The organism is Salinibacter pepae (assembly GCF_947077775.1).
Classification (GTDB): domain Bacteria; phylum Bacteroidota; class Rhodothermia; order Rhodothermales; family Salinibacteraceae; genus Salinibacter; species Salinibacter pepae.
This window is the reverse complement of sequence record NZ_CAMTTE010000001.1, coordinates 1,134,834-1,159,252: the sequence shown is the minus strand read 5'-3', so window position 1 is coordinate 1,159,252 and position 24,419 is coordinate 1,134,834. Positions and strand designations below refer to the sequence as shown.

Below are 24,419 nucleotides of genomic sequence, written 5' to 3'. Positions count from 1 at the left end.
GATTTCAGGAACGTCGTACAGCCTCAGCATAGCCACTGGGCGGCGCGAATGCAGGATGGGGGGCGACGCCTTGGCGGAATGCCTTGGAAAATATTTTGGACCTTGAGAACGGCGTCGCTGATTGAAGGAGGCCCTCGCTGTTCTTTTCCCCTCGCGTGTCCGGGCACATGCAGTGGTGGCGCAGTCTTCTCCTCGGCGCGGGGGCCGTCTGGCTCGTCGTGCTGGCGGCCCGCTGTCACCTGCCGCGGCGGTCCGTCTCGGCGGGGGGAGGGCCCGACAGCACGGGTGTCATCTATGTCGTGCAGCACGGCTGGCACGCCGGCATCGCCGTCCGCCGCGCCGATGTGCCCGCCGGCCGGTGGCCCGTCCTGGACGATGTCGCCGACGCGCAGTACGTGGAGGTGGGCTGGGGGGAGGCGCAGTACTACCCCGGCGCGTCGCGGGGCGTGTGGGGGGCGCTCCGGGCCGGCGCCTGGCCCACGGGCAGCGTGGTGCACGTCGTGCCCATCGACCGGCCCGTGCCCGACCGGTTTCCGGCGCGGACCGTCGTCCGGGTGCCAGTATCGCCCGCCGAGCTGGACGCCTTCACTACGTTCGTGGCGGCGTCGTTCGCCGTCGACTCCACGGGACGAGTGCCCACGGCGGCGCCGGGATACTACGCCGACAGTCGGTTCTACGCGTCGCCGCTCCCGTACCACGTCTTCAACAACTGCAACCACTGGGCCGCGGCGGCGCTCGAAGCGGCCGGGTGCGACGCATCCCCGCGCTGGGCCTTCACCGTCGGGCAGGTCATCTCCAGGGCGAAGGCGTGCGGGACGCTCGTTCAGGGGGAGGGGTAGGACCAGGCGAGGCCTCGTGCCCACCGCGATCACTGCGCGTGCTACGACGCCGCGGGCGTGGCCTCCGTCTCCTCCGAGTCCGCCATGTTGAAGTAGTGCGTGACGCGGTCGGTCCCCTCCGCGGCGTCCCAGCGCTCCAGCACGCTCACGACGGCCTGGTGCGGATCGAGGTGAAACTTGTTCTCGCCGAGCAGGGCGTGCAGCCCCGAGCGCCGCACCACCTCGCGCACCGGGCCAATGAGCCCAGTCAGGTGGAGCTCGATGCCCTCCTCCTCCAGCGACTCGGTGACCGAAAACAGGGCATCGATGGCCGTCGTGTCGAGGCCGTTGATGCTGCTCCCGTCCACGATCACGACCTTCACGGGGCGTCCTTCGCGCTCGCTTTTCTCCAGAATGAAGTCCTTGAAGTACTCGGCGTTCGCGAACGAGAAGGCCGCGTCCACCCGCAGCACCATGATGTCCCGCAGGCGGGCGGCCTGCTCGAACCGGTCCAGGTCGCGGAAGAGGCGAGTGCCCGGGACGTGCCCGAGCTCGGCCACGTTGGGGCGGCTGATGCGGTAGAGCATGGCGACGACGGACGTGCCGATGCCGAGCAGAATGCCCTCCTGAATCCCGATAAAAAGGGTGCAGCCCGCCGTAAAGAGGGCGATGTATCCGTCCCGCCGCCGCGCCTTGAACAGGCTGCGCAGCTCCCGCAGGTCGAACAGCCCGAAGCCCGAGACGATAATGATGGCCGCGAGCACCGGCGTGGGGAGGTGGTAGAACAGCGGTGTGAGGAAGAGCAGGGTGAGCGCGATCACCCCGGCCGCAAAGACGTTGGCGAGGGCCGTCCGGGCGCCCGACTGCTCGTTCACGGCCGACCGGGAGAAGCTGCCCGACGCGGGAATGCTCTGGAACAGGCTGCCGAAGAAGTTGCCGGCCCCGACCCCGATGAGCTCCCGGTTGGCGTCGATCGTGTAGCCGTGCCGGGCCGCAAAGATGCGGTCCAGCGAAATGTCCTTCATAAACTGCACGAGCGCGAGGGTAATGGCCGCCGGCAGGAGCGTGTTGAGGTCCGAGAAGCTGAGCGCCCACAGTTCGGGAGCGGGGAGGCCCTGCGGAATGGACCCGACGACCGAGACGCCCTTCTCCCGAAGCCCAAAGCCCCACCCGGCGAGCGTGCCGGCGACGACCACGATCAGGGCCTCAGGGACCTTGGGAAGCCAGCGGGGGAGGCCCATGAGCAGCACGATGCTTGCGGTTCCGATGCCCAGTGTGAGCAGGTGGGTGTTGCCCGCATTCTGAACGGCCTCAATGAGCAACACGTGAATGTACTGGGAGCGCCCCAGCTCCACCCCGAGCAGGCTTCCAATCTGGCTGATGGCGATAATGAACGAGGCGGCCGTCGTGAGGCCGGCGATGACCGGTCGGGACAACAGGTTGGCCACAAACCCGAGCTTCATGGCCCCCATCGCCATCTGCAGCAGCCCCACCATCGCGGTGAGCAGAATGGCGAGGGCCACGTAGCGCTCCGTCCCGGCCTGGGCGATCGCCCCCACGCCCGCCGCGATGATCAGCATGTCGATCGACACGGGCCCGAGCGCAAGGTGCCGCGAGCTCCCGATCAGCGGGTAGACGAGCAGCGGCACGAGGCCGGCATACAGCCCGTAGATCGGCGGGACCCCCGCGATGACGGCGTAGGCCATGCCCTGCGGGATGAGCATGACGCCCACCGTGAGCCCCGCCGTCGCGTCCCCGCGCAGGGCCTCCGTCGTATAGTCCGGGAGCCACTGAAGCAGCGGAAGCGTATCGCGAAGCCACGCCCAGGCTTGATGCCACATGGTGTGCGCCTTGCGGGCGACCTAGTCTCGGAGGGAAACGAGTGCAGCCGGACGGGCCCGGCTGAGAACCGGGACGAATGCAGACCACCGGAAAGAGGCGCAGCGGCTGTTGATCCGGGCCGATTGTGAAGTGAATACAAGAATGCAATCCCCTGACCAAGCAAACCGCATGCCTACCGGGCCCCAGAGGACGCTCCCTCGTGTTCGTGGGGGAATTGGGGCGGAAAGGGCAGCGGAATTCGTGTCCGGGGCCAAACAAGGCCCTACGGCATGCGTCTACGTACTGCCGAATTGGCCCGCGGTCCCGTACCCCCGAAGGCACGTACACACGACCCTAGTGCACGATCAAGGGATTCCTTGTGCTTCGTAGAGGGCTCGTCATTCTGAGGGAGCCAACAGGCGACCGAAGAATCTCTTCGAATTCAGCGTTTCCGCCGGATTTGGAGAGATCCTTCGACTCCGCTTCGCTACGCTCAGGATGACCTCAGTGCAAAAGGGATTGCTTGAAACTACACCAGAGGGGCCGGGCGGCGGGCACGGCACGATGGCTCGTTCACTGTGTGTCGTGTACATGCTCCTGTTTGCGTCCGTCTCGACCCCCGACGCCCCGGTGTCTGCCGTGGCGGAGCGTGGGCTCTTTCCGTCCGACGGGGGCGTACGGGTGTGGAAAACCCTGGGGGCGGTGCCCGATGGCACGGATCCCGTGCTCGTGGTGGACCCGCAGGCGCTTCCCGCCCCCAGTGCGGAGACGGCGGCCGCGGTGCGCGTGCCGTTCGTGCCGCCGGCTGCCCTCCGCAACGTCGCCCCCTATCGTCCCCCTGCACCGGTGGCCGCCGGCGGCGGCTATGTGAGCTGCCCGCTGCCGAACGACGTGGCGCTGCTGGTGATCTTTCGGCGCGGCGTGTGGGACCTGCCGAAGGGGACGCAAGACCCCGGCGAGTCCATCGAGGCCTGTGCCCGGCGCGAGGTGCAGGAGGAGGTGGGGGTCAAAAGCCTTCGCGTCGTCCGCGGGCTCGGCACCACCCAGCACGGCTATCCGGACGGGACGCGCTACGCCGTAAAGACGACGCACTGGTACCTGATGCGGACGCCGGAGCGCGCCTTTGAGCCGGACCGGCGCGAGGGCATCCGACGGGTGACGCGGGGCCGATGGGCGGTGGCCCGGGCGCACATGGGCTACGACACGCTCCGGCAACACATGGACCGGGTTGAGGGAACGGTCCGTGCGGCGTTGGGAACGTAGTCCGCGCGGCCCCTCCGACGGGCAGGCCGCGGGCGGACCCACACGATCCGGAGGCTGACTGCACGGCGGTGGCCGTGTCGCATGTTGCATTCGAGTTGCCCAGTGGGGACTTTAGAGACCCCTCATCATTCTATGCCCAATGTCTCGTCGGGGCCATGCGCTTCTTGTTCGGGCTTCTTTCGGCGGTCGTTCTCGTGGGGTGCCAGCAGGGCAACCAGGACACCAGGCCGCCGGCGCTGCAGGGACGGATCGACTCCTTCCGGACGGCCAACCAGAACCTGACCCGTCAGGTGCAGGCGCTTCGTGATTCGTTGCGGGCCCGGGAGGCGGGCACCCCGCTCCAACCGCCGATCTATTTCCCCTCGGGCAGCGCCTGGATTCCGGACCGCGGGCGCCGGCGGCTCGACGAGCACGCCGCCACGATCAAGGACGAGTCCCCGAACGCGGACTTTCGCATACAGGGGTACACCGACCCCGTGCCCATCGGGCCCAGTCTTCAGGACACGTACCCGAGCAACTGGTACCTATCGGCCCAGCGGGCCGCGGCGGTGGCCCACTACCTCGACACGACCCACGACATCCGGACGGCGAGCCTCGAGATCGAGGCGTTCGGGCCGCGGACGACGGTGGGGCCGGACGAGACGCCGGAGCGACGCCGCGAAGACCGCCGGGTGGAGATTGTCGTGGAGGACGGCCCGTAGCCGCTCCAGGCCTGTATGGCTGCGGGCACCAAAAAACGGCAGACCCGGGGCATCCCCGGTCTGCCGCATCTGTGCGGGCCTGAGCCCCGGGAACGTGGCAGGGCCTACCGCGTCGACCGGGCGGGCGTGCGCTCGCCCAGGGTGGCCAAGACATCGGGCAGGGTGTTGAGGTCGTCGATGACGACGTGCGCCCCGTGCTCCTCCAACAACGGCTTGTGCTCGTCGGTCTCCACGTACGGGGGGACGACCCCGATGCGCCACATGCCGGCCTTCTGGGCCGCGTCCATGTCGTCGACCGAGTCGCCGACGTAGACTGCCTCTTCCGGATCGATGGGGCAGCCGGCGGCGGCCAGCATGGTGAGGGAGTGTTCGAGGGGGAAGGGATTGGGCTTTGCCCGGTCGCCCTGCTTCTCTTTGCCCACGAGAAGGGGAAAGTAGTCCGTCCAGTTCTGGTGGTCGAGGGTCCACTGGGCCTCCTCCTCGGGCCGTCCGGTGACGATGCCCAAGATGTGGCTCTGATTGAGCCGGTCGAGGGTCTGATCGTCGATCAGCGGGGGCTCTTCTGTGATAAAGCCGTCCCAATTGTCGCCGCGATAGCGGTCCTGAAACTCGTCGATCACGCGGCTGATGGGGACCTCCATCGCCGTGTCGGTGACGATGGCGTGGGTCAGCTTCCAGTCGTCCTCGAAGCCGCCGTAGTTTTTGTACCGCTGGATGGCATTCTCACCGATCTGGCGGCCGGTGAAGTGCTCGACGGTCTCCTCGATCGCGCGCCGGTACGAGCGGGAGACGTCCACCAGGACGCCATCCATGTCGAACAGCAACGCATTGAGGTCTACGTTCTCGGGCATGGAGCGGGGGTGTGGGTGTGGGTAAGGCAATTGCGACCAATTTTTCTACACAGCACGCTGGCCGTTCGGTTCCGGAGTTGCCCATCGGGGCGGGCGTCACGGCCCGGAGGCCGTCTCGCCCAGGGACGTGGCGTCCAGCAGGAAAAATCCGTCCGGGAAAAGGGGAGGGCCCGCCTGCCTACTCGCTGTTCTCGTTCAGGAGGGCCTCCACGGAGCGGCGCAGCTGGGGGTCCTCGCCCTCCGCCTTGATGCCCGGCGGGTTTTCGACCTGAATGTCGGGCCGGGCGGGGCCGTGCTCCATGTTCTTGTCGGTCTGGTAGACATACCACGCCCGGAAGGGCATGCGCACGTAGGAGCCGTCGAGCAGGCCCGCCCCGCCGGTCGAGATGACGGCCCCGAAGGTGGGCTGCCCCACGAGCGTGCCGTGGTCGAGGTTCTTGAAGGCGTGGGAGAAAATCTCGGCGTTGGAGTAGCTGTTTTCGTTGGCGAGGGCGGCCACCGGCTTCGTCCAGGCCGCGTAGGGGAGGCGCTCGCCAAACGGATAGTGCCCGCGGAACTGCTCGTGGTTCTGGTCGAGGTTGTCCGTGGCGCCGCGGGGCACGGTGTAGGCGTGCCGGCGCACGTTGAGCACCGTCATGAGGTAGTCGGTCGTCCAGCCGCCGCCGTTGTAGCGCACGTCGATGATGAGCCCCTCTTTGTCGTGGCCGCTGGCGTACAGCTCCCGCTCGAAGTGCTCGAAGCTCTCCCAGTTCATCCCCTCCACGTGGACGTAGCCGAGGCGCCCGTCGGAATACTCGTCGACGAGTGCCTTGCGGTCCTCCACCCACTCGCGGTACAGTGCATCGTCGAGGCTCCCGGTGGGGCGGATGCGCACCGTGCGCGTCTCCCCGTCGGGGCTCGTGACGCCCAGGAGGATTTTCTCCTCGACGGTCCCTTCCAGCAGCCCGTAAAAGTTATTGGCCTCCGCCACGGACTGTCCGTCCACGGTGGTAATCACGTCCCCCTCCCGAAGCGTGCTGACCTCCCGGTCGGCGGGGGAACGGGGCACCACCCGTTGCACCTCCACGCCGGCCTCGACCGGATCAAGCTCCACGCCGAGGCGGCCGGTGCGCTCGTCCTGCGTCTCGGCCCGGTCGCCGGCGTAATACCCCATGTGGCTGGCGTTGAGCTCACCGAGCATGCGGTTGACGACGGCCTGAAAGTCCTGGGCGGTGGAGGCCTCCAGGGCGCGCGGCCGGTATTCTTCGAGCAGTGCGTCCCAGTCGTCGCCGTGGAAGTCGGGGTCGTAGAAGCCCTGGTTCAGGGCCCGGCCCACCTCGTCGAAGATCTGGGTCCGTTCCGCCTCGTGGTCCACCGTCATCGAGGCGGTGAAGGAGAGGCGCTCCAGCTCGTTCTGCGCGACGGGCACGCGGGCCAGCCGGCCGCCGGAGTGGGTGAAGAGGATCTGGGAGTCGTCCGGCGAGAGGCGGACGTCGGAGGGGCCGACGTCGCGCTCCGTGACGCGCGTCCGCTCGGAGCCGTCCCACTGGATGCGGTAGAGGTCGACCTCGGAATTGTAGTCGGCCGGGCCGGCGTCCCGGCCGCCCACGAAGTAGAAGGTGTCGCCGTCCGCGGCGATGACGGGATCGCCCTCGCCCCCGGGCAGGGCCGTGACGCGCTCGAGGCGGTCGTGGATGTTTGCGAGGTCGATGTTCACCTCGGGGGGCGCGTCGTCCTCGGGGCGTTCCGCACCGGACTCGTCCTCGTCTTCAAGTGCCTCCCAGTCGCGCTGTGTCCTCTCCCAGTCCTCCTCCTCCAGCCACACGAACCAGATGTCCGCGTCGTTGCCGCTGCGGTCGGAGACGAAGCCCAGCTTCGAGCCGTCGGGGCTCCACACCGGTTCGGCGTCGCTCTTGGGATGCTGGCTTACGTTGACCGGGCCGGTGGAGCCGTCGGCGGCGTGGACGTAGACGTCGGCGTTGAAGTTGAGGTTGTTCCGGCTATAGGCGAGCCAGTCGCCGTCGGGGCTCCAGGCCACGTCGGTGGGGGCGTTCCAGCCCTCTGCGAGCACGGTCGCGTCCTCGATCGTCCCGTCCGCCACGGCGGCCGTGAGGAGCTGGCCGGCCCCGTAGGGCGTCATGGCGCCCCGCCGGAGGGCGACGTGCGAGCGGTCGGGATCCATGGCCAGCACCCGCTCATCCTCCGGCGTGTCCGTAAGCTGGGTCACGCGGTGCTGCAGGGCGTCGTACAGGTCGCCCGGGTGCTCGGGGTCGGCGGACGCGAGCATGTAGAGGTCGTACTGATTCCCCCCCCGGTCCGAGGAAAAGACGAGGGTGGAGTCGCTCATCCAGGCCACGCCCCGATCGCGGTGGGTGTGGTCGGTGAGGCGCGTGGTGCGGGGCTCCTCCGGTTCGTTCTGCATCAGGAAGATCTCTCCGCGGAGCACGAGGGCCACCTGTTCGCCGTCGGGCGAGACGGCGTAGTCGCGGAGGCCGTCGGTCATCTGCATCTTTTCGGTGGGGTCGAACCGGTAGTCGGCCGGAACGGCAACGTCCAGCGGGCGCGGCTCGCCGCCGTTTTCAATCAGGTAGACGTCGGTCTGCCGCTGGACGGCGACGACCGACCCGTCCTGGCTCGCGCTGAGGCTCCGCACGTCGTGGTCGTCGAACGTGGTGACGGCCTCGGGCGCCCCGTCGGCCGCGCCCTGGTCGGTGAGGGCGAGCCGGTGAACGTTGTAGGTGCCGCTCTGCTCGCTCACGTACAGCAGCGTGCGCGGGCCGGTCCAGACCGGCGTGTGGTCGTTGCCCGCATAGGTGGTCACCTGCGTGTACGTGTCGTTTTCGGTGTCGTAGACCCATACGTTGCGGTCGGCAGGGCCCTCGTAGCCCTTCTTGGTGATGTCGTTGTACCCGCGCTCGAAGGCGATGAAGCGGCCGTCGGGCGACATGCGCGGCGCGCTGCCCACGGCGTCGAGCCGCCGGTCCGGGGTGCCGCCGCTCCCGTCCACCGCGTAGATCTCGTCCGACCACTCGGCCTGGGCGTACGTGCGGCGAGTGGTGAACAAGAGCCGGCCGTCCGGCGTCCAGCCGCCGATGGCGTCGCCCGTGGAGTGGTGCGTGAGGCGCGTCGGCGTGCTGCCGGCGGCGTCCATCACGTACAGGTCGTCGTTGCCGAAGCGGTCGCTCGTGAAGGCGATCCGGTCGCCGTCGGGGCCCCAACGGGGCTCCCCCTCGTAGGCCTCATGGATCGTGAGGCGCTCGGGCGCCCCGCCGTCGACGGGGACGGTCCAGAGGTCCCCCTGATAGGAAAAGGCGATCCGGTCGCCGTCCGGGTGCACGGCCGGGTGGCGCACGAACGGATCGGCGTCCTGGGCCGAGGTCGGCACGACGACGAAGAGAAGCCAGAGAAGCGAGAGTCCAAGGGTGCGCAGGGCGGCTCGCATGGGGGCGTAGAAGGGGGCTGGAAACGGAACGACGCGCAGAATCGGGAAGAACTCCGTTCGGTAAGAAAGAGGCGGCCGAACAGAATTTCTAATTCATCATCTCCAGGAACTCCTCGTTGTCCGCTGTGTCCTTCATCTTGTCGAGCAGGAATTCCATGGCCTCGATCGGCTCCATGTCGGCCAGAATTTTGCGCATGACCCAGACGCGCTTCAGCATCGGCTTGGGCAGCAGTTCCTCCTCCCGACGGGTGCCGGACAGAATGAGGTCGATGGCCGGGTAGAGGCGCCGGTCGGCCATCTCGCGGTCCAGGACGAGCTCCATGTTGCCGGTGCCCTTAAACTCCTCGAAGATGACCTGGTCCATGCGGCTGCCCGTGTCGATGAGGGCGGTGCCGATGATGGTGAGGGACCCGCTCTCCTCGACGTTTCGGGCCGCGCCGAAGAACCGTTTCGGGCCGCGCAGCGCCCCGGCCTCGATGCCGCCGGACAGCGTGCGCCCCTTCTCCGGCGTCACGGCGTTGTGGGCCCGCGCCAGGCGTGTAATCGAGTCGAGCAGCACGCACACGTCCTGCCCCGATTCCACGAGGCGACGCACCTTCAGAAGCACCGTGTCCGCCACCTCCACGTGGCGCTCCGGCTCCTCGTCGAAGGTGGAGGCGACGACCTCCCCTTCCACGGTCCGGTCCATGTCGGTGACCTCCTCCGGACGCTCGTCGATGAGGAGGGTCAAGAGGTGGGTGTCGGGGTGGTTCGTCGCGATGCCGTGGGCGATCTTCTGCAGGAGCACCGTCTTGCCCGCCTTGGGGGGCGAGACGATGAGGCCGCGCTGCCCCTTCCCGATCGGGGCGAACAGGTCGAGAATACGCGGGCCGTAGCTGTCCGCTTCCACCTCGAGCGTAAAGCGCTCATCGGGGAAAATTGGGGTTAGAAACTCGAAGTCGGCCCGTTCGCCGAGCTCGCCCGGGTCGCAGCCGTTGATCGACGCGACCTGAATGAGGGCGAAGAACTTTTCGCCTTCCTTCGGGGGACGCACGCGGCCCTCCACCGTGTCGCCCTCCTGCAGGCCGAAGCGCTTGATCTGAGACGGCGAGACGTAAATGTCGTCGGGGCTCGACTGGTAGCTGTACTCGTCGGAGCGGAGAAAGCCGTAGCCGTCCGGGAGCACCTCGAGCACACCGGCCTTCTTGATCATGCCCCGGAGCTCCGTCTGGTTGGGGTCGTATCGGCGCATGTAGTCCGGCTTCCCGGAGCCCCGGGTCTGGGACGCGTCGGCGGACGTGTGGTCGGCCTCCCCGGCGTCGTTGTCCGGCGTAGAAGACGGATCCGTCTCGTTGAGGTCGGGCTCCTCCCCCGACGCGGCCCCCTCGGCCTGCGCCTCGAGGATGCGGTAGATGAGGTCTTGTTTTCGCAGGTCGGAGTAGCCGGTGAGGTCCAGCTCCCGCGCGATCTCGCGGAGTTCATCGAGCTTCTTGTCCTGCAGGGTGGAGATTTTCATTGAGTTGCTCACGGGTCAAAAGGGCCGCTCGGGCCCGATGGGTTATCGAAGGGACCGAGGTGAAAACGACCTGCCGGGGGAGAGAACAGCGCGACGAGTCGGGCGCTTGCAAGGGCGGCAATGGCAGGGGCCGTCGTAAGGGAGGGGCATGGTGGCGAGGAAGATAAATCAGTTGGGCCCGGTGTGAAACAGACGATCCGGACCGTCAGTGCTCGGACAGGAAGTGGGACGCCTGTCCGTTCAACGCGATGCGGCCGCGGCCCCGGAAGGCAGAAGAGGCCTGCTCAAGGCGGTACGTGCGGCAAATCGGACTCGCTGCTACGGGCGGGTTCCCCAGTTGGTTCACGGGAGCATGAGGCCTGGGACGGGAGAATGAGAGGTGCGTCGCGGGCCGTCCGGGACGGGCGAAGGGGGCCATGCGTGCTGACCGTCGTCCGGGGCTGAGCGCCAAATGTCACCATTTCTCCATGTCCGCTTGTTTTTAAGAGGAATCAGTCCGTCGCGTTACAACGGGGGCTCTGGTGTGTCTTATATATTCCAACCCCGTTACGCGTCTTGTTCGGCCACTTTAACCTGCTGTTGATGACCTACCGATGGACCCCGCGTGCCCTCGACGAGCCCGACGTGGTGCCTCGTCTGCAGCGCGAGCTCAACGACCTGCCCGCGCCCCTCGCCCGTGCCCTCGCCCTGCGCGAGGTCACAACCCTTGAGGAAGCGAAGCACTTCTTCCGGGCCGACCGCTCGGCCCTGCACGACCCGTTTGGGATGGCGGGGATGGATGCGGCGGCGGCCCGCCTGTCCGACGCCATCGACGACGGGGCGTCCGTGCTGGTGTACGGCGACTACGACGTGGACGGGACGACGGGCACGGCGCTCTTCGTAGACTTTCTCCGCGACCGGGGCGTGGACGTGTCCTTCTTTATCCCGGACCGATACGAGGACGGGTACGGGCTCTGCCGGCGGGGCCTCGACGCGGCGGCCGAGCGCGGCGCCTCGCTGGTCGTCGCCCTCGACTGTGGCATCACGGCCCACGAGGAGGCGGCCTACGCCCAGGAATTGGGGCTCGACCTCATCATTGCGGACCACCACACGCCGAAGGAGACGCTGCCGGAGGCACTGGCCGTGCTTGATCCGAAGCGGCCGGACGACGACTACCCGTTCGAGGAGCTGCCCGGGTGCGGGCTGGCCTTCAAGCTCGTCCAGGCGGTCCTCGCGCACCGCGACGCGGCCCCCGACGCGGCCTACGAGTACCTCGACCTTCTGGCCCTCTCTACGGCGAGCGACATCGTTCCGCTCTACGGCGAAAACCGGGTCCTGATGGCCGAGGGGCTGGAGGCCCTGCAGCAGAGCACGCGCCCGGGCGTCCAGGCCCTGGCGGACGCCGCCGACCTCGATCTACAGACCGTCACCTCCACCGGCAACATCGTCTTCACCCTCGGCCCCCGCATCAACGCCGCGGGACGCATGGAGCACGCCTCCTCGGCGGTCGAGCTGCTCCTCGCCCGGAGCGACGAGGAGGCCGAGCCCCACGCCGACGAGCTGGAACAGCTGAACCGCGAGCGGCGCCGCATCGACGACACCATCGAGGAGGAGGCGATCGAACGGGCGGAGCGCCAGATCACGTCTCGCAGCCCGCACGCGCTGGTGCTGTACGACCCGGACTGGCACCTCGGCGTGATCGGCATTGTGGCCAGCAGCATCGTCGAGCGCTTCCACAAGCCGACCATTCTGCTAACCCACAACGGGGAGGCGGTCAAGGGCTCGGCCCGCTCCATCGAGGGCATCAACATCTACGAGGCCCTCGCGGACTGCGAAGACGTGCTCACGCAGTTTGGGGGACACGACCACGCGGCCGGCATGTCGCTGGCGGCCGACGACATCGACGCCTTCCGCGATCGCTTCGACGACGCCGTGGGCGAGCGGGTGACGCCGGAGCTGCTCACCCCGTCGATCAAGGTGGACGCGCCGGTCGACCTCGATACGATCGGATCGGTCGCGGACCGCTTCTGGGCGGTGCTCAAGCAGTTCGGCCCGTTCGGGCCCGCCAACCCGACGCCCGTCTTTCACGCCGAGGACCTGGCCGTGGTCTCCGCCCGCACGGTGGGGAGCGACGATTCGCACCTCAAGTTTGAGGTGCGGCAGCGAGGGGGCTCGGCCGGCGGGACGTACGACGCGATCGGGTTCGGGATGGGCGAGAAGCTGTCGGTGCTCCGGGAGAGTCAGGACACCGGGACGCCCGTAGAGCTGCTCTTTTCCCTGGAGGAGAACACCTGGAACGGCCGCACGACCCTGCAGCTGAAGGCACGAGACGTGCGCCTGGACGAGGCGTGAGCGGGCGCCGGGGCGCGATCAAAGAGCGACAGGGAGGGCGCCCGACATCACGACGGGGACAGAAACGACGCGGCGCGGCGCTCGGACCAGTACGCCCCCGCGTCGCCGAAGGAGACGAAGCCGACGTGGCCGCCGCTGTCCGGGACCTCCAGGGTCAGCCACTCGTGGGGGCGGGCGATGGAGTATGGGTAGCACGAGGCGGGCAGGAACGGGTCGTTGGCGGCGTTGAGGAGGAGCGTCGGCACGGCCAACGCGGAAAGCGACGGCTTGCTGCTGGCGCGCCGGTAGTAGTCGGCGGCCCCGTCGAAGCCGTGGAGGGGGGCGGTGTAGGCGTCGTCGAATTCCCGAAGCGAGCGGATGCGGCTGAGGGGGGCGACCGACACGCGGGTGGGGTGTTGCTTCGCCTTCACGCGCATCTTGTGCCGGAGCGACCGGAGGAAGTACTGCACGTAGTGCCCGTTCGACCACCGGTCGATCCGGTCGGCGGAGGCATTGAGGTCGACGGGGGCGGAGAGGGCCACGGCGCCCCGAATGCGGTCGTCGGCCGCCGTGCCGCGCTCGCCGAGGTATTTGAGCGTGAGGTTGCCGCCGAGGCTGAAGCCGATCAGGGCCACGGACGTGTATCCGTGGTCGAGCACGTGGTCGACGACGAGGGCGAGGTCGTCGGTCTTGCCGCTGTGGTAGGTGGCCACCTGCCGGTTCGGCGTGCCGCTGCAGCCGCGCAGGTTGAGGGCACAGGCGTCCCACCCGCGCCGGACGAAGGCCCGGGCCATCCCCCGCATGTATCCGCGTCCGGCACTGCCCTCCAGTCCATGCGTCAGGATGACGGCACGATCCGACGGAGCCGCGCGGGGCTGCGCCCAGTCGAGGTCGAGAAAGTCGTCGTCCGGGGTGTCGATGCGTTCGCGGTAGTCGTACTCAAAGTCGACGCGCCGTAGCAACGACGCGTACAGGGTCTGTCGGTGGCCCCCGCCGAGGCCTGTCGGGGCGGTGTAGCTGGAGGGGCGGACGGGCACGTTTGCGAGAGGGCGTCTTGGTGGAGGCGTGGAGGGATGGGGGACACGGAGATGCAGGGCGGCGGCAGTCGGCACACACGCAATGCACGTTGCGCAACACGCTCTCTGGCGTCCCGACGTGCGGCACAGAACGTAGCGCCGGGTCTGAAGAATCCGGAGCGTCAATGCCGGAGCACGAGGGCCCCGAACATGCGCCCGGTGGGGCCGTCGGTGGCGCGGTAGGAGAAGAAGTCGTCCGTGTCCCGCAGCGTGCAGCGCGGCGACGCCTCGATGGCGCCGCCCGGTACGCCTGCCGCTTCGAGTTGGCGGTGGAGGGCGGCCTTGAGGTCCACGTGCGGCCGATCGGCGCCTTGGGGGCGCGCCACCACGGCGTCGTCAAACTCGGCCGCGACCTCCGGCCCCACTTCGAAGGCCGCCCGGGACAGACACGGCCCCACGTACGCTCGGATCTGGGCCGGGACCGCGCCGCAGTCCGCCATGGCCGCGACCGTTTTGGCGGCGACGCGCCGGGCCGTGCCCCGCCACCCGGCGTGGCAGGCCCCCACGACCTCGTGCGTGGGGTCGGCCAGGAGCACGGGCGCACAGTCGGCCACGGCGATGGCGAGGAGGAGGCCAGGGGTGGTCGTGACGAGGCCGTCGCAGAAGGGCTCGTGTCGCGGCGCGTCGATCACACGAACCGTCGACCCGTGCACCTGCCCGGCCGTGGCCAGCCAGGCGGGATCGGTCTGGAGGGAGGCACAGAACCGGCGCCGGTTCTCTTCGACGCAGCTGGCCGTATCGCCCACGTGGCGTCCCAGGTTGAGGGTGTCGTAGGGCGGGCCGCTCACGCCCCCGTGTCGGGTGCTCATGCCGGCCGTCACGGACGGCACGTGGGCAAAGATACGGGGGCGCAGAAGGGGCGACCGGTTGGTGCCAGGGGCCGGCGGGGGCACGATGCGGGGGCGGTAGACAGGAAAGAAACCAATCGGTCCAATCAACCGAAAGCACGCGAATCGGTTCGCCCAATGGAGTCGGGTCGCGCACTGCAAGTGCGGAGGGGGGCTCCCGATGCAACCTCTGTTCCCGTCGCGCGTGGGACACAACGTCTCCAATTGCTTCAAAGGGCGGGCACTCACAGACACGGTCTTTCTTGCTCCATGGACCTGGACCCAACCCTTCTCACCTGGGCTTTCGTCGTCGGCGGCACGCTCCTCATGTTGATTGAGGCGGTGGTGCCGGGCGGCATCGCGTTCTTCCTCGGCATTGGGGGCGTGGTGGTGGGGGGGCTCCGTGCGCTGGGCCTTCTGATCGACCCCCTGTCGTCGGTCGTGACGTGGGTCTTCCTGTCGACCGGCCTCACGATTGCGCTGCGGCCCCTTATGCTGCGCTTCGTGCAGGGCGACGTGTCGTTGGCCATGACCGACGAAGACGCGGAGGCGATGGGGGAGACCGTAACGGTTGTGGAGGCGGTGGGGCCCGAGAGCCCGGGGCGCATTCGCTTTCGGGGGGCTGCCTGGGACGCCCGCACCCTCGAGGGGCAACTTCCAGAAGGTGCCGAGGCCCAGCTGCTCTACCGCGACAACCTGACGTGGATCGTGGAGTCCGCCGACCACGCCGACCTCGACGCGGAGCTGTCGGCGGCCCTCGGCTCCGACGTGACCGACGGGGACGCAGACCGCCCCCCAAGCCGCGACGACACGAGGGCGGACGACTCCGGGCTGGGCTACGACCCGTCGGCCCGCTCGTCCAGCTAGCCCGCTTCCCGTTCGCTTCCTTCACCCGCTCCCTCCGCTCCCATGTGGACGCTTCTGCTCGCCCTCATCGCCCTTGGGCTGTTTATCTTCTACAACACGTTCGTGATTGTCGAGATGCGCGAGGAGGTCATCCTGGAGCGCTTCGGCAAGTACCACGACACGTTGCATCCCGGGCTCCACTTCACCATTCCGCTGGTCGACCGCGTGGCCTATCGGCAGGAGACGCGCGAGCAGGTGCTCGACGTCCCGCACCAGAAGTGCATCACGCAGGACAACATTGAGGTGGACGTGGACGGCATCGTCTACCTGAAAGTAATGGACGCCTACAAGGCCAGCTACGGCATCAACGACTACCGCCTGGCCGCCGTCAACCTGGCGCAGACGACCATGCGGAGCGAGGTGGGCAAGATTACGCTCGACGACACGTTCAGCGAACGGGACTCGATGAACGAGGCCATTGTGGAGGAGCTGGACAAGGCCTCCGACCCGTGGGGCGTGAAGGTGATGCGCTACGAGCTGAAGGACATCCAGCCGTCGCAGGACATCGTGCTCACGATGGAGAAGCAGATGGAGGCCGAGCGCGAGAAGCGGGCCGAGATTACCGAATCCAGCGGGGAGCGGGACGCCCGGATCAACGTGTCGGAGGGGAACCGGCAGAAGTCGATCCTGATGTCGGAGGGCCAGCGGGAGGCCCGCGTGAACGAGGCGGAAGGGGAGGCCCGCGAGATGGAACTCATCGCGGAGGCGACGGCCAACGGCATCGAGCGCATTGCGGACGCCATCGCCCAGCCCGGCGGCTCCCTGGCCGTCAAGATGCGGCTCACCGAGCAGTTCATCGACCGCCTCGGCGAGATTGTGGACGGCGCCAACGTGAGCGTGCTCCCGATGGAGGCGGCGAACTTGAAGTCGTTCTTCGAAGGCGCATCCGAAGTTACGAATCCGATCCAGAATAAGTAGCCGTCCTTCCTGCCCACGCGCTCATCACGCCAAGTTACCTGAATTCCATGGATGCCTCCCCCGTCGAATTTCTCAACACCCTCAGCCTCGGCATTCTGTCGCTGCTGGCCCTCTACGTGGCCTACAAGTTCCTGCGGGCCATCCGGTTCGTGCCGCAGCAGAACGCCTACGTGGTGGAGCGGCTCGGCAACTACCACAAGACCCTGCACGCCGGCTTCCACGCGATGGTGCCGTTCATCGACCGCGTGGCCTACACGCTCGACCTCCGCGAGCAGGCCATCCCGGTGGAGCCGCAGGAGTGCTTTACGGAGGACAACGTGCGGGTGGAGGTGGACGGCATCATCTACCTGAGCGTGACCAACCCCGAAAACGCGGCCTACGGCGTGACCGACTACCGCCGTGGGGCCATTCAGCTGGCGCAGACCACCACCCGCTCGGTGATTGGGCGCATGGAGCTGGACACCACCTTTCAGGAGCGGGCGGCCATCAGCCAGGCGGTCGTGGAGGTGCTCAGCGAAGTGGAACAGGCGTGGGGCATCAAGGTGCACCGCTACGAGATCAAAAACATCGACACGCCGCGCACGGTGCAGCAGGCGATGGAGCGGCAGATGACGGCGGAGCGGGAGCGCCGCGCCACGGTGGCCCGGTCGGAGGGCAAGCAGCAGTCCACGGTCAACGACGCCGAGGGCGAGAAGCAGGAGCTGATCAACCAGTCGGAGGGCGAGAAGCAGCGCCGCATCAACGAAGCCGAAGGGCGCGCGCAGGAAATCGAGGCCCTGGCCGAGGCGACGGCGGAGGCAATTGAGCGGGTGGCCGCGTCCGTCTCCGCACCGGGGGGCGAGGAGGCGGTGAAGCTACGACTCGCGGAGCAGTACCTCGACACCATTGCCAAGCTGGGCAAGGAGGAAAACGAGGTGCTCCTGCCGGCGGACCTCACAAAGTACGAGTCGGTGATCGACGGCCTCTCGCTCGACGAATTCACGCTCCGGCCCGACGGCGAGACGCCCCGGCCGTCCGGGGACGGGGCGGCAGGGGAGAGCCGACCACAGGACGACTAGCACCGTGTCGAGGCCGAAAAGAGGGAGGCGACTACTCGGCCGGCTTCCGGAAGACCATGAAGTGCTGGCGGGGAAGCATGTCTTTGGTCTCCACCCATTCCAGGCCCACCGCCCGCATCTCCTTCTTGGCCTGGGCCTCCGTCATCTTGTGGAGCGTCTTGATGGGGATGCTCGGGTCCTCCCGGGGGTACTCGACGAGGACGACGCGGCCGCCGGGCGTCAGGTCCTCCCTGAGGGCCGTCATCATCTCGTAGGGATGCGAGAACTCGTGGTAGGCGTCCACCATGTAGGCGAGGTCGACGGAGTCGGTCGGAAGCTGGGGGTCCGTGACCGTGCCGCGGATCGGGGTCACGTTGTCTACCCCCCGCTCATCGATGCGCGACCGGATCATGTCCAGCATCTCCGGTTGAATGTCGACCGCGAGGATGTTGCCCTGCGGCACCCGTGGGGCCACGCGGAACGAGAGGTACCCCGTCCCGGCCCCAATGTCGGCCACCGTGTCGGACGGGCCGAGCGGCAGGCTGTCGACGAGCAGGCCGGGACGCTCTTTCTCTTCCCGTGCGGGCCGCTCCAACCAGTTGGCCCCGCGGTGGCCCATCACCTTCGAGATCTCGCGGCCCATGTACACCTTGCCGATGCCGTTTCGGGTCGGGGCGCGCTGGCTGTAGACGCCGGCGGTATCGGTCGTGTCCGGCGGGGCGGGGGCCGCCCGCGCACGGCGCTCGTCCGGACCGAACGAATACAGCAGCCCGCCGGCTGCGAGCAGAAGCGCGAGGCCTGCAGTTCCGAATGCCAAGGACCTGGACATGAGAGACCGGGATGCCGATGAGAAGAATCCGTGGACCCGCCCGAATGCAAATGGCCGCTGGGGGTTGTCCCCACAGCGGCCAGATGGACGGGCGTATCAGCCTTCTTACAATGTCGTTCCGGGGTGCCAGACGCAGCCCCGGAAGGGCCCTACCCAATCAGCTTCTTGCGGTCGGTTCGGGCGAACCGTTGCTTCGACGCCCACGCGGCCCGGTAGGCCGTCTCGACGCGTTCCCGAAGCACACCGCCCGTCGCGGAAAGCGCGAACGAGACGGGGGCAAGCAGCGTGTTGAGGAGCAAGAACCCCACAATGTACGGACGCGACTGGGGGCGCCCAAAAATGTAGGTCTCAAGTCCGATATACGCAGTCCAAAGAAAAGCGAGTGTGAGATATACAGCCATATGAAGCTTATATAAGTTGATTGGAAGGTATGGTTTTTCGCGACGGGTCCACCCGAAGGAAAAGTCTGCGGGGACGCCATCAGTGGAGACAATGTGGTTTGTAAGCCGGTTTGTGTCATTTTGTCTCCTTAAAACCGGGACAGTTCGTACGGAAGGGAGGCACGGCAGTTTTGTGACATACAGATCTTTACGACGACGATCATCAGATGAAGGAGGGGGGTCCACATTGTTGTGGAGGGATGAAGAAACGTGTACAGAAGTGTATGGGCTCTTACTCAAAGCCAGGACGTGTAGGCGGTGCGCTCCGGTTCTGGAGAAAGCGCCGATGGGCCTTGGGCCTGCATCTTGAAGACCGCATCCGTCACGGCGATCACGAGGAACGAATGGACTGGGGGCCTGCCTGAGAGGCACGGACTTCACGTCCCATTAAGGCCGACCGATGGCGTCCCTCTCGGTCGCCCACGCCGAGGCGTGCGGAATGCGGAGACCAGATGGATCTGGGGCGTCGAATCGAACCCCACTCGTCTGCGTGCATTGCACTTGAATCCATCCGTATTGCCGGCCGAAGCGTCTCCCGTCGGCCCGGGCATTTGCGCTCCTCATACTTTCCCGTCGCCTTATGTCGATTCTCCGGTCGAGTCGTCTCCTCCAGATCCTGCTCGGCATCATCGGGGTCGTGTTCACCGTGCTGCTCGTCACCCCGGGGCTGGTCGTCGAGTACTTCTGGCTGAGCGAGCTGGACTACTCGAGCGTGTTCTGGACAATCCGGGGCGCGCAGGTACTGCTGTTCGTGCTCGTCTTTCTGGTCGCGGGGCTGTACTTCGGGGGCAACTTCCGTGTCCTGATTGGCAACATCCCGCCCCTCTGGGCCTCGCGCTGGGCCCAGGAGGGCGAGGCGCCCGAGGTGGGGGGGGAGCCCCTCACCCGCGATCGACTGCAGCGCCTGGGCTACGTCGTCGCGGGCGTGCTCAGCCTGCTCTTCGCCGCCGGGTTCTCGGGGCGGTGGAATGACCTGCTCCGGTTCTGGTACGCGGGGTCCTACGGACAGGCCGATCCCGTCTACGGGGTGGACCTGGCGTTCTACATGCTGGAGCTTCCGTTCCTGCAGTCGCTGCAGAGTGCCGTCGTCGGACTGGCCTTCCTCGGCCTCCTGGCCCTCGTAACCGGATACGTCATCGCCGGGCAGATCGGCATCCAGGACGGCGGGTTCGAGGCGGATTCCGGGGCCCTCCGGCACCTTGGGGCGAACCTGATCTTCCTCCTGTTGGGGTGGGCATGGGGCTTCTACCTGGACCTGTACGAGCTTCTGCAGGAGGGCGGCGGCGCGGTGTACGGCGCGGGCTACACGGACGTGAACGTCGTGATTCCGGCCCTCTACGTCATGGTCGCCGCCACACTGGCGCTTGCGGGGCTGATCGGCCTCAACCTGTACCGGCGGCGCCTCCGCCTGCTGGGCATCGGAGGGGCCGGGTACCTCGTCCTTCTGGTCGGTGGGCTCGTGCTGGCGCCGTCGCTCGTGACGCAGCTCACCGTGCTGCCCAGCGAGCTGCAGGTGGAGCGCCCCTACCTGGAGAACAACATCGACATGACCCGCGAGGCGTACGCGCTCGGGGACTTCAAAGAGCGCTCGTACCCGGCCCAGCCGGAGCTGCCGGCGAACGCCGTGGAGCAAAACGAGGAGACCATCGACAACGTGCGGCTCTGGGACCCCCGCCTCCTGATCGACACCTACCGCCAGCTCCAGGAGATTCGCCTCTACTACGAGTTCTACAGCGTGGACGTCGACCGCTACATGCTCGACGGCGACTACCGGCAGGTAATGGTGTCGCCCCGCGAGCTCACCCAGCAGCTCCCGGAGGACACCTGGGACAACCGGCACGTCCGCTTCACGCACGGGTACGGCTCGGTCTCTAACCTCGTGGCGCGGGAGGGCTCGGAAGGCAGTCCGGAATTTCTCACGCAGGACATTCCGCCCCAGTCGAAGTACGAGTCGCTCGACGTGGACAACCCGGCGCTCTACTACGGGGAGCGCACGCCCACCTACCGCATCGTGCCCGCGGGCGTCCCGGGCGACTCGTTGGAGCTGGACTACCCCCGCTCCGGCGAAAACAAGTACACCCGGTACGGCGGGGAGGGGGGCGTTTCCGTCGGCAGCTTCTGGAAGCAGCTGCTCTTCTCCTACTACATGGGCGACTTTAACATTCTTCTCACCGACTACATCCAGGACGACAGCCAGATCCAGTTCTGGAATCAGGTGGAAGAGCGAGTGCGTCACGTCGCCCCCTTCCTGAAGCTCGACAAGGACCCCTACCTGGTTCACGGCGACGACCGTCACTACTACATCGTGGACGCCTACACGACCAGCAACTCGTTCCCCTACTCGGAGCCCATCCGGGGGCAACAGGGCTATCAGGGCACACGCTACATCCGAAACTCGGTGAAGGTCGTGGTGGATGCGTACAACGGGGACGTGTCCCTGTACGTCTCGAACCGGGAGGACCCGATCATCCAGACGTACCAGCGAATCTTCCCGGACCTCTTCCAGCCGCTCGACGCGATGCCGGAGCTGCTGCAAAATCACATCCGGTACCCGCAGGACTTCTTTGAGATCCAGATGGAGCGGTACCGGCGCTACCACCAGACGCAGCCGCAGGTGTTCTACAACAACGAGGACCTCTGGACGCGGCCGCAGGAGCAATACGCGAACCAGCAGCGCAAGATGGAGCCGTACTACATCCTTACGGACCTGCCGGGCAAGGACGATGCCGGGCTGGAGTTCATGCTCATGCTGCCGATGACGCCCGACGGGCGGGACAACATGATCGGCTGGGTGGCCGCCCGGTCCGACCCGCCAAACTACGGGGAGGTGGTCGTCTACGAGCTCCCGAAGGACCGGCTGATTCGCGGCCCCAATCAGATTGAGTCGCGCATCGACCAGGACACCGAGATCTCCCGGCAGCTGTCGCTCTGGGACCAGCGGGGGTCGAGCGTCATCCGCGGCAACCTGATTGTGGTGCCCATCGAGGAATCGTTCCTCTACGTCGAGCCGATTTACCTGATCGCCGACGAGATTCAAATTCCGGAGATGCAACGCGTCATTGCGGCGACCGACCAGGATGTTGCGATGAAGCGGACCCTGCGCCAGTCGCTCAACAGCGTGCTGGGGGAGCAGGTCGTGGAGACGCGCGACCAGGCGTTGGCCCAGATGCAACGGGCCGCACGGTCGGCACAGGCCGCGTCGCCGGAGCAGGTGGAGGGCCTAGAGCGGGCCAAAGAGCTGATTCAGGAGGCGCGAGACGCCCTTCAGGGCGGCGACTTCGCCGCCTTCGGCGATCGGTTCGACGAGCTACAGCAGGTGCTCAACGACGTGCCGCTCCCCGACACCACCGGTGCCGTCCCGCCCCCGACGTCCTCCGACACGACCGGCACCATGACGGCCCCGACGGGGGACGTGTCGGCGGTGCGCGGCGGGTCGTAGGGCCACTCCGCCTCACCGCTTCTGAATCAGGATCCAGTTGTTCTCCGCCTCGTCGCGGTAGAGCCGCACGTCGACGAGGGTGGGGCGCATCTGGTAGGTAAACGTGTACGTGAAGTACTCGTCGAGCCCCCCCTCTCGAACCCCGTCCTTGAAGCGGCCGAAGAACAGCGGGTTGTTGCTGCACGGCGCCAGCTCCGTGAAGAAGTTGGCCCCGACGGCGTCTGCCGGATCGATGCCGCTTAGGTTCGACTCGTAGCGGTTATAGAACTGCACGACCCCCGCGTCGTCAATCTGAATGATGCCGAACGGGGCCGCATTCAGCTCGTCCTCGTCGACGTGACGCAGCTCCTCCCCCACCCCCTCGTCGTCGAACGCGAGGTCCGTTGCCGGCGGCTCAGGCTCGTCGGCGTCGCCCGAGTCGCCGGGGGCGGAGTCCGGGTCGTCTTCACGCAGGTACGAGTACGGATTCTGAGAGTCAGCCATGAGGACGGACGCAGTGAAGAGACGGGCGATCAGGACGCGACCACGGTCACGCCTGTGAGCAACCGAGGCCCGGAGGCCTCAGCATGCGGATTCTCAACCTCAGTGCGGTACTCTCGTATTCGTCATGCGGGGCATCGATCCGTCGTGTCGGACATCGGGCTTGGTTTGGGGGACGGAATTGGATGTAACCAAGTCGCTATGAACAAGAGCGAGAATAAGTGCCAAGAATCCTCGGTTGATGCCCTCTATATCATCTCACTGGAGTCCCCAACCTATGCATTGGGAGTGACTTTTCGAAGTCGCCGCTGAGGTGGGAGCGCGCAACGATTGTCGTCGAATCTGAGGCAGAGGCGAATGGCACAAGACGTAGGTGAGTCGACGGGCGTCGACTCTGAATTTGAAAAACTCAAACAGCGTGTCAGGACAGACCTGCGCGATCCACTAGAAGAGCAGTGGACGGAGGTGCTGGAGCAGTGGCCGGAGGCGTCTCCCTCTGAGCGTCAGGCCGTGCGCCAGTACGTAACTGAACTCCGCGATCGGGTGCTCAACAGCCTGCTGGCGGCCGACACCGCCGATGAGCTCAAGCGGGGGCTCGCCCTCGGGTACGCCGAGATGAAATGCCACTGGACGATGCTTAACACACGCATACAGCATCAGACGGCGCAAAATGGCCGTCCCGACGAGCCGCTCATCTATCGTGCGACCTGCGTGAGCCTCATCGTGCAGACCCTGGAACCGCTTCTCAGCCGGGAGCACGTGCAGAACCTTGCGTCCTTTTTGGCCGAGCCGCTCAGCTGACCGACCCGGCAGGCCACCGGCTCCATCGAAGATTTTGGGAGAATCTGGTTTAGATCCGCTCCGTCGAGGGGGCGCCCGTTGCGAAGCGGGGGCGCCCTTTTCTACATTCTGCGCCGTTGTAGCCCCCTCGAACCCGAGTGGGGGCGTGTGTGCCCTCGACGCAGATTTGACACAACGCCTCAGCCCCATGGAGTGGATTGCCTCCCCCGAAGCGTGGATTGCGCTCGGTGCACTGACGGTCCTTGAGATCGTCCTGGGCATCGACAACATCGTGTTCATCTCAATCCTGTCGAACAAGCTGCCGGCGAAGCAGCAGCCGCTCGCGCGGCGTGTGGGGCTGGGACTGGCCCTCGCCGGGCGCATCGTGCTTCTGCTCTCGATCAGCTGGGTGATGTCCCTCACCGCGCCGCTCTTTTCGGTGCTGGCGCACGCCTTCAGCGGGCGCGACCTGATTCTGCTGATCGGCGGGTTCTTTCTCATCGGCAAGGCGACGACGGAGATCCACGACAAACTGGAAGGGGAAGACGGCGAGACGGAGGCCCAGGCCGAGGTGACCTTCACGAGCGTCATCGCCCAAATCTTTCTGCTCGACCTCGTTTTCTCCCTCGACTCCGTGATCACGGCGGTGGGGATGGCCGAGCACGTCGAGGTTATGATCACCGCCGTGACCATTGCCATCTTCATCATGATGGCCTCGGCGGAGACGATCTCGTCCTTCATCCAGGCGCACCCCACTCTGAAGATGTTGGCGCTGAGCTTCCTGCTGCTGATCGGGGTCACGCTCGTGGCGGAGGGGCTGGGGCAGCACATTCCGAAGGGCTACATCTACTCGGCGATGGCCTTCTCGGTGCTGGTGGAGGTGCTCAACCTGAGCGCCGTCCGGGAGGGCGATGAGAAAGAAAAGGTGGACGAGCCCGTCCGCCTCCACCGGCCCCGGCTGCGGCGGGCGGTGGAGCGTGCGGTGGAGAGAGAGGGCTCCTCGTAGG

19 protein-coding genes are annotated in these 24,419 nt (G+C 66.8%); 10 read left to right on the top strand and 9 right to left on the bottom strand.

The genetic code is table 11. From position 1 onward, the window contains the following. The first annotated feature begins 167 nt into the window (after positions 1-167). Positions 168-839 (top strand): DUF2459 domain-containing protein, encoded by a 672-nt coding sequence (locus OJA40_RS04855; protein WP_118829220.1) that lies wholly within the window; start codon positions 168-170, stop codon positions 837-839. A gap of 41 nt (positions 840-880) precedes the next feature. On the opposite strand, the gene OJA40_RS04850 is transcribed toward OJA40_RS04855, so the two are convergent. Continuing rightward, positions 881-2,659, bottom strand: coding sequence for a SulP family inorganic anion transporter (locus OJA40_RS04850; RefSeq protein ID WP_263810049.1), 1,779 nt, complete (start codon positions 2,657-2,659; stop codon positions 881-883). A gap of 544 nt (positions 2,660-3,203) precedes the next feature. Here OJA40_RS04850 and OJA40_RS04845 point away from each other — a divergent pair. Together OJA40_RS04845 and OJA40_RS04840 are read left to right on the top strand one after the other, a co-directional pair. Beyond that, a complete protein-coding gene (locus OJA40_RS04845; RefSeq protein ID WP_263810048.1) occupies positions 3,204-3,902 on the top strand; it encodes an NUDIX hydrolase in 699 nt (232 codons plus the stop codon). A 155-nt stretch (positions 3,903-4,057) separates the two neighbouring features. After that, entirely contained in the window at positions 4,058-4,603 is a 546-nt protein-coding gene (locus OJA40_RS04840) for an OmpA family protein (RefSeq protein WP_208425931.1), read from the top strand. 104 nt (positions 4,604-4,707) lie between these two features. Here the strand turns inward: OJA40_RS04840 and OJA40_RS04835 are convergent, their stop codons facing one another. The 3 genes from OJA40_RS04835 to rho form a co-directional block, all read right to left on the bottom strand. Continuing rightward, positions 4,708-5,454, bottom strand: a complete 747-nt coding sequence (locus OJA40_RS04835) for a TIGR01548 family HAD-type hydrolase (protein WP_208425930.1) — start codon at positions 5,452-5,454, stop codon at positions 4,708-4,710. 178 nt (positions 5,455-5,632) lie between these two features. Continuing rightward, positions 5,633-8,875, bottom strand: a complete 3,243-nt coding sequence (locus OJA40_RS04830) for a S41 family peptidase (protein ID WP_263810047.1) — start codon at positions 8,873-8,875, stop codon at positions 5,633-5,635. Between the two features lie 88 nt (positions 8,876-8,963). Next, on the bottom strand, positions 8,964-10,370 hold the full coding sequence (rho, locus tag OJA40_RS04825; protein ID WP_263810046.1) for a transcription termination factor Rho: 1,407 nt from the start codon (positions 10,368-10,370) through the stop codon (positions 8,964-8,966). Positions 10,371-10,952: 582 nt separating this feature from the next. Between rho and recJ the strand changes: the two genes are divergently transcribed. Then, positions 10,953-12,701 (top strand): single-stranded-DNA-specific exonuclease RecJ, encoded by a 1,749-nt coding sequence (recJ, locus tag OJA40_RS04820; protein WP_263810045.1) that lies wholly within the window; start codon positions 10,953-10,955, stop codon positions 12,699-12,701. A gap of 47 nt (positions 12,702-12,748) precedes the next feature. Here the strand turns inward: recJ and OJA40_RS04815 are convergent, their stop codons facing one another. Then, positions 12,749-13,717, bottom strand: a complete 969-nt coding sequence (locus tag OJA40_RS04815) for a YheT family hydrolase (RefSeq protein ID WP_263809351.1) — start codon at positions 13,715-13,717, stop codon at positions 12,749-12,751. A gap of 161 nt (positions 13,718-13,878) precedes the next feature. Further along, the gene (gene pgeF, locus OJA40_RS04810) at positions 13,879-14,565 is read right to left on the bottom strand and encodes a peptidoglycan editing factor PgeF (protein ID WP_263793020.1); all 687 of its coding nucleotides are present in this window, start codon (positions 14,563-14,565) and stop codon (positions 13,879-13,881) included. Between the two features lie 288 nt (positions 14,566-14,853). On the opposite strand from pgeF, the gene OJA40_RS04805 reads away from it, so the two are divergent. From OJA40_RS04805 to OJA40_RS04795, 3 genes are read left to right on the top strand one after another with little or no spacing between them, the layout of a single operon-like run. Continuing rightward, a complete protein-coding gene (locus OJA40_RS04805; RefSeq protein WP_263809353.1) occupies positions 14,854-15,450 on the top strand; it encodes an NfeD family protein in 597 nt (198 codons plus the stop codon). A gap of 42 nt (positions 15,451-15,492) precedes the next feature. Continuing rightward, complete coding sequence (locus OJA40_RS04800; protein WP_208425924.1) at positions 15,493-16,407, top strand: SPFH domain-containing protein; 915 nt, start codon at positions 15,493-15,495, stop codon at positions 16,405-16,407. A 47-nt stretch (positions 16,408-16,454) separates the two neighbouring features. After that, positions 16,455-17,465 carry an SPFH domain-containing protein gene (locus tag OJA40_RS04795; RefSeq protein ID WP_208425923.1) on the top strand — a complete coding sequence of 337 codons (1,011 nt, stop codon included), beginning with the start codon at positions 16,455-16,457 and terminating at the stop codon, positions 17,463-17,465. 31 nt (positions 17,466-17,496) lie between these two features. Here the strand turns inward: OJA40_RS04795 and OJA40_RS04790 are convergent, their stop codons facing one another. Continuing rightward, positions 17,497-18,273 (bottom strand): class I SAM-dependent methyltransferase, encoded by a 777-nt coding sequence (locus OJA40_RS04790; protein ID WP_263810044.1) that lies wholly within the window; start codon positions 18,271-18,273, stop codon positions 17,497-17,499. Positions 18,274-18,422: 149 nt separating this feature from the next. Continuing rightward, the gene (locus OJA40_RS04785) at positions 18,423-18,674 is read right to left on the bottom strand and encodes a hypothetical protein (RefSeq protein ID WP_011404952.1); all 252 of its coding nucleotides are present in this window, start codon (positions 18,672-18,674) and stop codon (positions 18,423-18,425) included. A 619-nt stretch (positions 18,675-19,293) separates the two neighbouring features. Here OJA40_RS04785 and OJA40_RS04780 point away from each other — a divergent pair. Then, positions 19,294-22,152 (top strand): UPF0182 family membrane protein, encoded by a 2,859-nt coding sequence (locus OJA40_RS04780; protein ID WP_263793018.1) that lies wholly within the window; start codon positions 19,294-19,296, stop codon positions 22,150-22,152. 12 nt (positions 22,153-22,164) lie between these two features. Here OJA40_RS04780 and OJA40_RS04775 read toward each other — a convergent pair whose 3' ends face one another. Beyond that, entirely contained in the window at positions 22,165-22,635 is a 471-nt protein-coding gene (locus tag OJA40_RS04775; protein ID WP_011404950.1) for a PAS domain-containing protein, read from the bottom strand. 354 nt (positions 22,636-22,989) lie between these two features. On the opposite strand from OJA40_RS04775, the gene OJA40_RS04770 reads away from it, so the two are divergent. Both OJA40_RS04770 and OJA40_RS04765 read left to right on the top strand, forming a co-directional pair. Further along, positions 22,990-23,433 (top strand): hypothetical protein, encoded by a 444-nt coding sequence (locus OJA40_RS04770; RefSeq protein WP_011404949.1) that lies wholly within the window; start codon positions 22,990-22,992, stop codon positions 23,431-23,433. A 187-nt stretch (positions 23,434-23,620) separates the two neighbouring features. Further along, complete coding sequence (locus OJA40_RS04765; protein ID WP_259056395.1) at positions 23,621-24,418, top strand: TerC family protein; 798 nt, start codon at positions 23,621-23,623, stop codon at positions 24,416-24,418. Position 24,419 lies beyond the last annotated feature (1 nt).